This window comes from Thiomonas sp. UBA7699 (genome assembly GCF_002482605.1).
GTDB lineage: Bacteria > Pseudomonadota > Gammaproteobacteria > Burkholderiales > Burkholderiaceae_C > Thiomonas > Thiomonas arsenitoxydans.
This window is the reverse complement of sequence record NZ_DLGH01000028.1, coordinates 90,432-102,488: the sequence shown is the minus strand read 5'-3', so window position 1 is coordinate 102,488 and position 12,057 is coordinate 90,432. Positions and strand designations below refer to the sequence as shown.

Below are 12,057 nucleotides of genomic sequence, written 5' to 3'. Positions count from 1 at the left end.
GGAAAGTCCGACAGCCTCCTAGGCCAATCAATGTGATGCAGGCGCATTCTCAGCGACCTCGACCTCAACCCTCTTCAACGATCCATAGGATGCTGATTCATGTGTGATGTGCGCCTGCCTCTCCTTGCTGCGCTCCTGTCTGGCAGCTTGCTCGCTGCCGCGCATGCCAGCCCTGCTGCAACCCTTGCACCTGCACCCCACGCGGCAACGTCAGCATGGTCGAATCTCAAGCACGGTTTCACCTTGGAGCTGATGCAACTCAGTCCGGACAATGTGCGGGCGTTTTACGACAACATGGGCTACCCGCCCCAAGCGATTGCAGCCATCGCTCAGGTGTGTGTGTTCGGCACCTCGATCCATAACCAAGCCAAGGTTCCTATCACCTATGACGTGACCGCTTGGCGCGCCGTCACGCCCGATGGCCAACAACACCCCTTGATCACCAAGACCCAATGGCTGGCCCGCTGGAAACCGACGGGCGTGAGCTCGGATTGGTCGATCCTGCCCCCGCAGCAAACCCTGCAACCGGGGGATTGGGCGCAGGGTTTCACCACCGTGGATTTGCCGCGTGGCGCGCAGTTCAAACTCATTTACTCCTGGAGAGAGCATGGAACACAACACCAAGCCACATTGGCCGGCCCTCAATGCGCAGCAGCAAACGGGCATGATCAACCATGAACGCCGCAGGGCTCTGTCCTGGTTGGGTGGCGCAGGCCTATTGGCGCTGAGCGCAGGCCGCAGTGCACAGGCCGCCGATCCGGTGCAGGACCACGCCATGGCCGTGGTGCATCCTGCACGCTTGGCGCCGGCGTTCAGTCTGCAGGACATCAACGGCAAGACGCACACCTTGGCGGAGTACCGCGGCAAGGTGGTGCTGGTCAATTTCTGGGCGACCTGGTGCCCGCCCTGCAGACAGGAAATGCCGTCCATCGAAAAGCTCTACCTGTCGATGAAGGGACGACCCTTCGAGGTGCTGGCGCTGGACCAGGGCGAGTCCGTCAGCCAGGTGTTCGCCTACATGGGCCAACTCGACCCCTCACCGACGTTTCCGGTGCTGTTGGATGCGAAGAGTGAGGCGGCCCATGCCTTCGGCGTGATGGGCATCCCGACGACTTATCTGATCGACAAGCAGGGATTCATCGTGCGGCAGGCCGTGGGCGGGCGCGATTACACCAATCCCGAGATTCGGCGTGTCATTGAAGCGTTGATGCGATGAGTGCTTCTGAATCCGACTGCCCATGCTCGCGCAGACATCAAAGGCGCATCCATGGACAGCTCGGACCCTGGTACTCGAAACCAGGCCCATCGAAGTGCTGGCCGTGGCTAAAGCCGATTGAGAGCCAGTCCCAAGAGCCCTGTGACGATGAGTACGCCTAGCGCGTAGATCAGCGCGCTGCGACGCCCCATGGTGCGCGTAACGGGTCCCAGGGTCGAAAGATTGCTGCCCACCCCAGCGACGAGCAGGATCATGGCGTTGCCGGGACCCATGCCTTTTTGCAGCAGCGAATGGACAAACGGTAGCGATCCGAGGCTGTCCGTGTACACAATCCCTGCGAACAAGAGAGCCATGCCGACCCCAACCATACCTTTGGCTCCGGCGTAGTGGCTGACCCAGGCAGCCGGCAAGAACACTTTGGCCAGAGCTCCGACCAAGATGCCAGCAACAATCCAGGGTGCCAACTCGCGGAAGAGCGCAATGGCGGTGCGCAATGCCGCGCGCACCTTCTGTTTGGGTTCACTGAAGTCAAACCAGGCCGAGTCTTGCACGGCGATCGATTCGCCATCGTCGCAACCGCAGGAGATCATGGGACCAGATTGCGCATCCTTCACACAAGTGGCCATCGCCCCTGGCTGGGCTGAGACGCTGGATGCAGTCCATACTTCTGTGCCTGGGATGGATTGTCTCGACATCACATCAATCAGCATCCCGGTGAGCCACCCGGTGATTACGGCGGCGCAGGCAACTGCAACCCCGATACGAGGCCCCAGAAATATGATCAGCGCGCTCAAGCCATACCAATTGAACCAGGGGGTCGCGATAAGGAAAGCGCAGGCAGGGCCGGCGCGACGAGTCTGCCGGTACAAACTCATGGCCGTCGGAATGGCCGTGCAGCAGCATAAAGGCGTGACAAACCCAATCACGGATCCCACCAGATTGGCGCGTACGACGCCGCCGCTGACCAACCGCTGCAGGGCCTGAGCGCGCACAAACTGCTGGATCAAACCCGCCACCAGAAAACCAAAAACAGCGACTTCTGCGAACTCGACTGCATAGTCGAGCGCCGTGCGTAGAAATAAGGTCCACAGTGGGTTCACAACAGATCCTAATCAGCAGGGATATGGGTTGGCATCTGGGGAATCTTGCAGAACGGCGTGTGCAGTTCCATCAGAATGCGCTGTCATCCGTGATTGCGTTCCTCTCGAAGCGCGCGAACCGCAAGGCCAGACTTGGCAGCACCAGAAGATTCAGGATTGTCGACGTGATGAGCCCCCCCAGAATCACGATGGCCATAGGGCCTTCAATCTCGTTGCCTGGCGCACCGCTCGTGAGCGCCAGGGGAAGCAACCCGAGAGCCGTCACCAGGGCGGTCATCAAGATGGGAGCCAGGCGTTCGGTCGCTCCACGCAATGCGGCCTCCGGCCCCCAGGCAATGCCTTCACCCATGACCAGATCCCGATAGCGAGACATCAACATCAGTGAATTCCTGAGTGTGATGCCGAACAGCGTCACGAAACCGACCAGCGCCCCGAGTGACAGCACTCCGCCCGTGATCCAGCCAGCCAGCACGCCACCCGCCAGGGCAAACGGCAAATTGAACATGACGATCCACAGCAATCTGGCGCTACGCAAAGCCATATACAACAGCAACGCGATCCCAACGCCGGCCAACACGGCATGGACAAGCAGTTCGCGCTGGGCGCGGGCCTGCGCTTCGGCAGCTCCCGTAAACACGGTGTACACCCCATGGGAAAGCGTCACGTCTGCTGCGACTTGTCTTCGCGCGTCTTGAACGAAGGCACTCAGCGAGCGACCTTTGACGTTCGCCGTCACCGTTTGCACACGTTTGCCATCATCATGGGCGATCAAGCTGGGTTCACTGCGTTCATGGATGGCGGCCAATTCCCGCAATGGAACCATGACCCCATCGGGGTTGCGGAGCAGCAATCCGCCGATTTGCAGCGGGTTCTGCCGCTCTTTCGGGCTGAGCAGTACCGTGACATCGAACACGCGGTTGCCTTGATAAGTCTGCGCAACGACTGACCCGGCGTAAGCGGTGCGGATGGTGTCGAGTACATTGACCGGCGCAAAACCCCAGCGGGTCAGACTCGATTGGCGCAACCGGATGGCCAACTGCGGTGCTGTGGGCGGTGATTGCACCTGCACGTCGACCGCCCCAGGCACGTGCCGCAATACCTGGGCCACGGCTCGAGCGGTCGCATCGAGTGCATCAAGGCGATGGCCAAAAATATTGACAACGACCTGGGCCGTATGACCAGAGATGGTCTCTTCGATCCGCTCCGCCAGGAAGGTTTCGACTGACGAATTGATGCCGGGAAACTGACTGAGAACTTGCCGGATGGCGTTCAAGACACGCGCCTGCTCAGCACCGGAGAGCCCTGGTGTGAGATCGACTTCGAATTCTCCTGCATTGACGTCGAAGGTATCGGAGGACTGCTCGGCCCGGCCCACGCGCTGCGCGATGGAGCGAACACCAGGAATTTTCTCCAGAGCCAAGGACAACTGGTGGCCCAAACGCAAGGATTCCGCCAAAGACGTTCCAGGCGCCGATGCCACGTGCAAGATGTAGTGCCCTTCTCGAAGGGGCGGGAGAAATTCCATCCCAAAGAACGGCACGCTCAGAAGTGCGGCGGTGATTCCCACGAGAACGATGACAAGAGTCGTGCGGGTCCAGTTGAGTGAGCGGCGCAGGAATGGGGCGTAGCTTTTCTTGAGCCAACGCATCAGGGGCGGGTCTTCGGAAGACAGGGTCGTGTGCGTCAACAGCACACTGGCGAGCGCCGGCGTGATGGTCAGCGCCACGGCAAGCGATGCCAGGATGGCGCTGATGTAGGCGATGCCCAAGGGTGCGAAGAGTCGCCCGGCTACACCCGACAACATCAGCACCGGCAGAAACACCAACGCGACGATGAAGGTGGCGTAAACCACGGCGCCGCGAACTTCGAATGAGGCTGCGTAGATGACCCGGGCTGCGGGCAAGGGCTGTGGTCGATCGTGATTTTCTCGAAGTCGTCTGAAGATGTTTTCCACATCCACGATGGCATCGTCCACCACCTCGCCAAGGGCAATGGCAAGTCCTCCGAGGGTCATGGTGTTCAGCCCGATCCCCAAATGTTGCAAAACGATGACGGCCGCCAACAAGGAGAAAGGGATGGCAAGCACAGAAATCACTGCGGTACGGACGTTGAAGAGGAACAAGAAAAGTACAGCGATGACCAGGGCCGTGCCGAGCAGGAGCGCCGTACGCAGGTGATGGATAGCGGTGTCGATGAAATTGGCTGGCCGAAAAAGGCTGGCATGCAAGATGACATGTTGCGATCTCAGCAACGGCTGCAACTGTTGCAGGGCCCGATCGATGGCATGGGTCACCTTGAGCGTATCGGCGCCATACTGTTCGTCGATGTCGAGCACCACACCGGGCTTTCCGTCGATGGTTGCACCGCCGATGGCCGGCGCGGGAGCATCGACCACTTGGGCCACATCACCCAGCGCAATGCCAACACCATGGTGATAGGCCAGCACCACCTGACGCAACTGCGCCGCAGTGGTGGTCTGTCCCTGGGTATGAAGAACAATCCGCTGGTTACGGTTCTCGATGAAACCTGCACCGCGCACACCGGTGGCGCGCCGGGCCGCCTGCAAGACATCCTGCAGAGAGAGTCCGTAGCGGACGAGCCGTTGCGGATCGACCTGAATTTGTAGTTGCCGAATGCCGCCACCAAACACGGTGACGTCCGCCACACCTGGCACGCTCATCAGCGCCGGGCGCACGGTCCAATCGGCGAGCGTGCGCAACTGCATCGGTGTAAGCACGGTCGAACTCAGTCCGGTCACCAAAACGATGCTCGTCGATGAGGTCAGTGGAGTCAGCCGCGGTGGCTGCACGCCCAGCGGCAGATGCGTAGCCGCCGTCGTGAGCTGTTCCGCCACCAACTGCCGGGCGCGTTCGATCGGAGTGCCATTCCGAAACATCAACGTAATGACGGAAAGGCCCTGGATCGATCGGGAACGCATACTTCGAAGCCCGATCAGTCCGTTGAGCGCGTTCTCGATCGGCTGAGTGACGAGCTTTTCAGTTTGCTCCGCAGAAAGACCCGGGGCTTCCGTCTGCACCACAGCCAGTGGAGGCGCAAACTCCGGAAAGACATTGAGTCGGGTTTGCGGCAATTGGTCGATGCCGTAGGCCAGCCCCAAGATCGCCAACACCATCACGACCGCGCGAAACCGGATGGAAAACCTGAGGATGGATGCGATCACATCGCCCTCCCGGAGCAGATGCGCTGGGTGCCGTCAGTCATCATCATCGTCTCCGGCGCCGCTACCACTCTTGGGGAGCAGTTGAGTGGAAAGCAGCGTTTGTGCGCCCGTGGTGACGATCGTCTGACCCGGGCGTAGGCCTTGATGGACAAACCACCCCCCTTGGACCGCGACCGGGTCCGCAACCCTGACTCGGGCGAAATGGGTGGCATCGGTCTGCACGAACACCCAGGACTGATCGGCATGCCAGACCAGCGAGGAAGCTGGAATCAGCACGCCGCTCGCGGGTGCGCCCGCCTTGGGAAAGTCGGCCACGAGGCGCATGCCACTCGCCAGCGCGCCGGCTGACGTGCGGTAAAGATAGACCGGACCCTGCACATAGGCATCGGCCTGCGGCGACGCCGAAATGAAGAGTGCGCTCGCTTGCGTACCACGATCCGCCCCTGCAACCTGAATGCGAGCCGGAGGATGGTCCATGGCAGAGCCCATAGGCAGAGTGACACGCAACAGCACTTGCTGGCGTAGGGCCAGGGCTTCGAATGGGCTGGCGTGGGGCGCTGCGGCCCATCGGGTCAGAACCGCACCCCATTGCTGCCGAGCGCTGTCGAGCAGCATGCGCGCATGGGCCTGAGCCGCCTCGGCGCGTGCCTGGTCTGCTAACAGGGTCGCCTGTGCTGCTTGAACGGCTTGCAGTGACGCGTTATGTCCGGCCTGGTAGAGGCTACGCAGGCGTTGTTCCGTTTGAGCCGCTGCCGTCGCCGCCGACTGCGTGATGGCCATTTGCGCCTGCGCATCCTGATAGCGGCCGCGCCAATCGATCAGCGGCTGCAGGTCGACGACGGTGGCATAGGCCTGCGTCTCGGGCATGTTGGAGGACGCCCGCAGAAGCTGCGTCTTCAAGCCTGCAAGCGCCTGAGCAGCCTTGCTCAGTTCGAGCGTCTCAGTCGCGCCGATCAGTGGCGCGGAGGGGGATGCGTTGGGACGTATGCCTGCCGACTGGGGCTTGGATTTGGCATCCTGGTCATGATCGCCATCATGATCAGCGCGTGCCCGAACGCCGAGTCCAAGGGCCAAAAGCGTGCCTAGAAAGACCGCAGCCAATTGTTTCTTCATCAGGATCCTTGCTTGTCGTGAGGTGCTTGGCGGGGGCCGAGCGTGGCGACGGGTGGCAATGGCGTGCCGCCTTCCAAGGGCTGTTGCACAGCATCTTCAAGCCTGCCCAGCGCGTGTTCGCTCTCCACCTGCGCCGTCAGGCGATCCCGCTTTGCAACAACCGTCTGGAGTTGTGCGCGAATCACAGCCAGCCGGTCGATCTCGCCGGCCGCGAACTGGGCGGAGATTTGCTGCGCCTCCTGCTGCTGCACGGCCACGATGTGGTTTGTTGCATTCCAGGTCTGGACGGAGTTTTGATAGGCGGCCATGCCGCGCTCGACTTGCGTCAGGACATGAAGCTGCAGAACCTCGAAGCGGGCAGCCACTTCGACGCGACGCGCTTCGGCCTCGGCAATTTGTCCCTGGTTTTGATTGAACACCGGCAGGCTTAGCGACAGTCCCAATGTCCATCGCTGGTCGCCTTGGTCCCATTCGTAGCCCGGACCGAGTTGGAATTGCGGGTATTGCTTGGCAATCTCCAGGCGCAAGCCGGCCTCGGCTGCGGAATATTGATCCAGTGCAGTGCGGATGTCCAAGCGGTCAAGCAATGCCGCGCGCTGCACGGCGGGAGAAGGCAAGTGCTTGCCCGTCGGTGGATTTTGAATGCCCGAAAAATCAAGCCGCAGATGGGCCAGAGCGTCCAGCGGCAGACCAAGGATGCCAGCCAGCGCCGCGCGCTGATCGGCAACTTGACCTTGCGCGCTCAGCACCGCCGATTGGGCCCGCTCCTCCTGGATATGGGCCATGGTCAGCGTGCTGGCGGTGATGGCTCCCAGCGCGTATTGACGTTGCAGCAATCGCAGCGCTGTCTTGCGAAGGGCGACTTCCGACTTCAGCAGATCGACATTCCGTCGCGCTGCATCGAGACCGACGAATCGCACCCTGACTGTGCTTCGAATTTGCCAGGCAGCCGCCGCCAGTTCGAGATCGGCCGCGTCTGCCAGCGCATGAGCCTGGGCGACACGCGCTTGACGCAGCCCTGTGCTTTGCAAGGGGATTCCGAGCGCGAGGCCATAGGACCAAGGCGAGAGGCCTGCCGGAGCCAAGCTGTGGTGTTGCTGGAAAAGGTGAAGGGATGGGTTGGGCAACTGCGCTGCTGTTTCCGTTCCAGCGCGAGCCCGTTGCCATTGCGCGCGAGCGACCTTGAATTGGGGGTTGTCGTACAGAGCCAGCAGGGTCAGGCTGCTCAGATCCCAAGTAGGCAGTGGCCATGGCGTCACGGTTTGTCCATGGGCCGCCAGGAAAGCCCGCAATCCCGCTGCATTCACGTCTCGTGCTTGGAGTGCGGCAGCCTCCCGCGACGGGATGAGGGGACGAGGTTGGTAACTCGCACAGCCGCCGAGCAGCAGAGCAAACAGCAATGTGCCACCCCACACGCTCCGAAACTGACGTCGGGACGATACTCTGGTGAATCTGGGGAAATGGCCACCTACCGTGGTACGCATGGAGAGCATGGGGTTGATTGAATCAGCGGTCATGCATGCTAAACGCGTATATGGACTTGTACGCATATATAGGAGTAAAAAAGGGTTACGCGATGCCGTAGCCCAACGTACAGCGTCCTTCTGTTCGCAGCTCTAACCGCGTTTGAAGTCGCGCGGCATCCTCAGTGAGCAACGGCAAGTCCAGGCCATGCGCTTGGACGGTTTGCAGCACTGACTTGATCAGGCCGGCATGCTCGGGGGCGAGGCGGTAGTAGATCCAGGTTCCATCACGCCTTTCCACCACCCATCCCCCCTTGCGCAATCCAGCAAGATGGCGTGAGACTGTGTACTGCTGGGTTTGCACCGCATCCACGAGTTCACACACGCAACATTCATCCAGCGTTAACAAGTGGAGAATCCGGTAGCGCGTTGGATCGGCGAAGAGTTTGAAGAATTGGGCTGCTTTTGACATATGCATATAGAAACACATAGGAACTGTCACGTCAAAAGCTCACCAGTTGACCATTATTAACCCGGCCCCTAAACACACGACATTTTGCTAAATTGTCCGCATGGACAAGATCGATGCGCGCAAGCTCAGTGTGGAGAGTCGGGCGATGTTGCGGCAGATGGTGTTGCGGCTGCGCAAGCAATCGCGCATGACCGCAGATCAACTCGCCGTTGTGGCCGGGGTGCATCCCAGCACCATCAAGAAGTGGCTGGCCCTTGCCCGTCGGCAGGGTGAAGGCGCTTTGCAGGAGAAGCGTCGCGGTCGTCCGGTGGGCGCATGCCGCAAACTCAGCCTGGCGCAAGAGATGTGGATCCGTCAGCACATCGTCGAGCACACCCCGGAGCAGATGAAGCTGCCCTTTGCTCTGTGGAGTCGCCCGGCCATTCGTGCGCTTCTGGCCGAGCAGTTCGGTCTGGAGATTTCCGAGCGCCTCATGGGCAAATACCTCAAGCGCTGGGGCTTCACCCCGCAGCGCCCCGTCAAGCGCGCGCTGGAACAAGACCCCGTGCGCGTGGCTGCCTGGCTGCGCCAGGACTATCCCCAGATTGCCGCGCGCGCCAAGGCCGAAGGCGCACACATTCTTTGGGCCGATGAGACCGCGGTCAAGGACGACGCCAACTGGGCGCGTGGCTTCGCTCCGGCAGGCCGCACCCCGGTGCTGACACTGCCTGCGCGCTGGAACAAGCTGTCGATGATCTCGGCCATCTCGGCACGCGGCGAGGTGGTCTTTGAGATTGTCGAGGGTTCCATCGACACGGCGCGCTTCATCGCTTTTCTCGACAAGCTCCTGGCGCAGGCCACGGCCAAAATCATCCTCATCGTCGACAACCTGCGCGTGCACCATGCCAAAGCCGTGCGCCAGTGGCTTGCAGACAAGGAGGATCGCATCGAACTGGTCTACCTGCCACCCTACGCGCCAGAGTCCAATCCAGACGAATATCTCAATCGCGACTTCAAGACAGCCCTGCGCTCAGGCCCAGTGGCAAAGACGGTTGACGACCTCAAGGCCAAAGCCCTGCGCTTCATGCAGAAACTGCAACAAGCGCCCGATCATGTCCGCAGCTATTTCCGCCATCCGCTGGCGCGCTATGCGGATTGTATTTAAGGGCCGGGTTAATAATCTGTATGTCGAAATGCAGCATCGAAGGCTGGTGGTTGACCGGCAAGCGGATGTCCAAATGGGGCCGTGAATCGCGCAGTTCGGACGTCTGGTAAGGCTGACGTGCTGTCTGCGGGTAGTTGCGCTCTGTAAGACTGCTCAACTCTGGAACCGGCCATTGGAACCCCGGCAATACGAACGGCGGGTTGGGGTCGATTGCGCAATTTCGTCATCGCCGGAACCAGACGCTGACCTGCCCGCCGCCACCGACGTCAGCACCGTGGGGCATTGCGGCCGTTGCCATGCGCCACCCCAATGTCGGCACTGGCCGATTACGCGACATTGATGCTCTGAGTCTGCAGCTCGGGCCTTATGTGGAGCTCCACATAAGGCCGACAACCGGTCTCGGGGCGCCGACTGCGCCACATCCAGGTGATTCGCATAGGGCGGCCGACTGTTGGCACCGGTGGCGGCTTTGGATCAGAACGACGGCGTTTGTGCGCCGGAGTCCGCAGGGCATCCTAGGCCCTGCGCTGGGCTGGGGCAATCGAAGAGGGCCCAAGTGCGGCTTGAATGGCTTGATCAGACCGGGCGAAGTCACTGACCAGTGGCTATGCCGCCATTGGCACGGACTCGAACAGGAGTTGGCGCAGGTCAATCGGCGCGGCACGTTTGGACAGATGCAGGAACTCGATCCCCACCGCTCGGCCTTCTGCGTCATAGTCCACGATGATCCCAGGCGCGACCTCATCGGACTGCGCAGCGGGTGCTTCGCCAAGGCTCAGATAGAGCGCATCGGCTTGTTCATCGACTTTGAGTTTCATGCCGTTCTCCTGCGATCAAAATAGGCGGTGACGATGCGCCAGGGTTTAGTCTGCGCGTTGACGATGACGCGCAAGACGCGGTTGCCAAACTCGCTGATGGGGGCAAGGCGATGTTCCAGCAGGGGATCAATGGCATCCATCTCGGTCCAGGTCGGGTTTCGCATGGCAATGTCCACCCACTCTTCACGAATTTGACGTTTCGCCAGGGCATCGCGCGCATGCTGGGTCAACACGTAGTCCATGGCGAAGATTACCCCAATTTCCGCGCCAGCTTTTCCGCTTCGATATGGGTGTACCGCTTGAGCATGGACAGGGACTTGTGCCCCGTCATGCTGGCCACCTCCATGACCCCCAGACCCTTCTCGAACAGGCGCGACGTGGCCTCATGGCGCAGGTCATGAAAGTGCAGATCGGCCAAGAACGTTGGATCAGGCTTCTTGGCGGCTCTTGCGCAGTCGGCTTGATACGCGGCTAGGCCCCGGGCCTTACAACGCTGCCAGAGCTTTTCAAAGCTGCCGTTTTCCTTGTTCGATTTCCAAGAGAAGACTTTTCCGTCAATCCGACGCGGCAGGCTTTGCAGTGCCTCAATGGCCGCACTTGAGAGGGCTACGGTGCGACTTTCTCCGTTCTTGGTGTCGATCAGGTGCGCTGTGCGCCGCAGCAGATCGATCCGATCCCATTCCAGGCCGAGCAATTCGCCCATGCGCATGCTTGTCTCCACCGCCAGCATGATGATCTGGCGCAGGCCAACTGCACGACCTTGATCAGCCCCCTTGAGCAAGTAATCGAGTTCTCCTGGCCGCAAACGCCGATCCCGCGCCTTCGGCTCGGCAGGCTTGCGCACCGTGCGCACAGGGTTCCCGGCGGGCAGCGGAATCGATAGTTCGCGCTCGGCGAATGCGAACAGAGAGGACAGGGCGACCAAGTGATGTTTGGCCGACTTTGGGGCGTAGCCGTCGCCGATCAGATCATCGCGCCAGGCGGCGACATCGATGCTGCGGATGTTGCCCAGGAAAAATGCTCCGAAGCGCGACTCGATATTTCGCAGCAGGGTTGGCCTGGACGAATCGCGCAGCGTCGGCAGGACCGATACCCGGTAGCGTTGGCACAGCTCCGCTACAGTCACGCGCTGCGCCTGATCGTTCAGCGCCGCGATGTTGCCACGTTGCGCTTCGCGTTCAATCTCACGCGCCCATGCCTCGGCGTGGGCCTTGAGCTCAAAGGTCCGGCTAAGCGAGGGCATCCCGCGCCTACGAATTTGCGCTCTCCACCCATTTTTGCGTTGTTCAATGTGCGCCATGCATTCCCCCTGGATTCCCCTAAATACACAATGAATGCACGAGAAAAGCAGCATTCATGCGGTTTACAAGCCTATTGTATTTCTGGCTACGAACCAAGGGGTCGTGGGTTCGAATCCTGCCGGGCGCACCAGTTAAAAGCCGAACGCCTGAACCAGTCCTGGTTCAGGCGTTTTGTTTTTTGCGTCGCTCGGTCAGCGAAGGAGATGCGGCATGGCGACTGAGCATCACTGGTAAAAAGTGAGCAGGGTG

Annotated in this window: 11 protein-coding genes; 3 read left to right on the top strand and 8 right to left on the bottom strand. The window is 60.7% G+C overall.

The window, feature by feature from the left end; all coding sequences use genetic code 11:
* Nucleotides 1–243 precede the first annotated feature (243 nt).
* Both B3H47_RS12850 and B3H47_RS12845 read left to right on the top strand, forming a co-directional pair.
* Nucleotides 244–678, top strand: coding sequence for a hypothetical protein (locus tag B3H47_RS12850; protein ID WP_286987393.1), 435 nt, complete (start codon nt 244–246; stop codon nt 676–678).
* A complete protein-coding gene (locus tag B3H47_RS12845) occupies nt 608–1,216 on the top strand; it encodes a TlpA family protein disulfide reductase (RefSeq protein WP_286987391.1) in 609 nt (202 codons plus the stop codon). Before B3H47_RS12850 ends, B3H47_RS12845 begins: the two co-directional genes overlap by 71 nt.
* 107 nt (nt 1,217–1,323) lie before the next feature.
* Here B3H47_RS12845 and B3H47_RS12840 read toward each other — a convergent pair whose 3' ends face one another.
* The 5 genes from B3H47_RS12840 to B3H47_RS12820 all read right to left on the bottom strand — a co-directional run bounded on the left by B3H47_RS12840 (nt 1,324) and on the right by B3H47_RS12820 (nt 8,575).
* The gene (locus B3H47_RS12840) at nt 1,324–2,316 is read right to left on the bottom strand and encodes a permease (protein ID WP_286987389.1); all 993 of its coding nucleotides are present in this window, start codon (nt 2,314–2,316) and stop codon (nt 1,324–1,326) included.
* Nucleotides 2,317–2,386: 70 nt separating this feature from the next.
* Nucleotides 2,387–5,497, bottom strand: a complete 3,111-nt coding sequence (locus B3H47_RS12835) for an efflux RND transporter permease subunit (RefSeq protein ID WP_286987387.1) — start codon at nt 5,495–5,497, stop codon at nt 2,387–2,389.
* 33 nt (nt 5,498–5,530) lie between these two features.
* On the bottom strand, nt 5,531–6,610 hold the full coding sequence (locus tag B3H47_RS12830) for a hypothetical protein (protein WP_286987385.1): 1,080 nt from the start codon (nt 6,608–6,610) through the stop codon (nt 5,531–5,533).
* The gene (locus B3H47_RS12825; protein ID WP_286987383.1) at nt 6,610–8,103 is read right to left on the bottom strand and encodes a TolC family protein; all 1,494 of its coding nucleotides are present in this window, start codon (nt 8,101–8,103) and stop codon (nt 6,610–6,612) included. The genes B3H47_RS12830 and B3H47_RS12825 overlap by 1 nt, the downstream gene beginning before the upstream one ends.
* A 76-nt stretch (nt 8,104–8,179) precedes the next feature.
* On the bottom strand, nt 8,180–8,575 hold the full coding sequence (locus B3H47_RS12820) for an ArsR/SmtB family transcription factor (RefSeq protein WP_286987382.1): 396 nt from the start codon (nt 8,573–8,575) through the stop codon (nt 8,180–8,182).
* A 70-nt stretch (nt 8,576–8,645) separates the two neighbouring features.
* Here B3H47_RS12820 and B3H47_RS12815 point away from each other — a divergent pair, with 70 nt between their 5' ends.
* Nucleotides 8,646–9,689 carry an IS630 family transposase gene (locus B3H47_RS12815; protein ID WP_286987381.1) on the top strand — a complete coding sequence of 348 codons (1,044 nt, stop codon included), beginning with the start codon at nt 8,646–8,648 and terminating at the stop codon, nt 9,687–9,689.
* Between the two features lie 605 nt (nt 9,690–10,294).
* Here the strand turns inward: B3H47_RS12815 and B3H47_RS12810 are convergent.
* Genes B3H47_RS12810 through B3H47_RS12800 form a run of 3 tightly spaced genes read right to left on the bottom strand, consistent with a single transcriptional unit; the run spans nt 10,295 to nt 11,807 of the window.
* On the bottom strand, nt 10,295–10,507 hold the full coding sequence (locus B3H47_RS12810) for a DUF2283 domain-containing protein (RefSeq protein WP_286987380.1): 213 nt from the start codon (nt 10,505–10,507) through the stop codon (nt 10,295–10,297).
* Nucleotides 10,504–10,749, bottom strand: coding sequence for a DUF4258 domain-containing protein (locus B3H47_RS12805; protein ID WP_286987378.1), 246 nt, complete (start codon nt 10,747–10,749; stop codon nt 10,504–10,506). The genes B3H47_RS12810 and B3H47_RS12805 overlap by 4 nt, the downstream gene beginning before the upstream one ends.
* A gap of 8 nt (nt 10,750–10,757) precedes the next feature.
* Nucleotides 10,758–11,807, bottom strand: a complete 1,050-nt coding sequence (locus B3H47_RS12800) for a tyrosine-type recombinase/integrase (protein ID WP_286987376.1) — start codon at nt 11,805–11,807, stop codon at nt 10,758–10,760.
* Between the last annotated feature and the right edge of the window lie 250 nt (nt 11,808–12,057).

Excerpts from the sequence above, each read along its gene's own strand:
- B3H47_RS12830 (WP_286987385.1), bottom strand. The coding sequence starts at position 6,610 with ATGAAGAAACAATTGGCTGCGGTCTTTCTAGGCACGCTTTTGGCCCTT.
- B3H47_RS12800 (WP_286987376.1), bottom strand. The coding sequence starts at position 11,807 with ATGGCGCACATTGAACAACGCAAAAATGGGTGGAGAGCGCAAATTCGT.
- B3H47_RS12810 (WP_286987380.1), bottom strand. The coding sequence starts at position 10,507 with ATGAAACTCAAAGTCGATGAACAAGCCGATGCGCTCTATCTGAGCCTT.
- B3H47_RS12805 (WP_286987378.1), bottom strand. The coding sequence starts at position 10,749 with ATGGACTACGTGTTGACCCAGCATGCGCGCGATGCCCTGGCGAAACGT.
- B3H47_RS12825 (WP_286987383.1), bottom strand. The coding sequence starts at position 8,103 with ATGCTCTCCATGCGTACCACGGTAGGTGGCCATTTCCCCAGATTCACC.
- B3H47_RS12845 (WP_286987391.1), top strand. The coding sequence starts at position 608 with ATGGAACACAACACCAAGCCACATTGGCCGGCCCTCAATGCGCAGCAG.
- B3H47_RS12815 (WP_286987381.1), top strand. The coding sequence starts at position 8,646 with ATGGACAAGATCGATGCGCGCAAGCTCAGTGTGGAGAGTCGGGCGATG.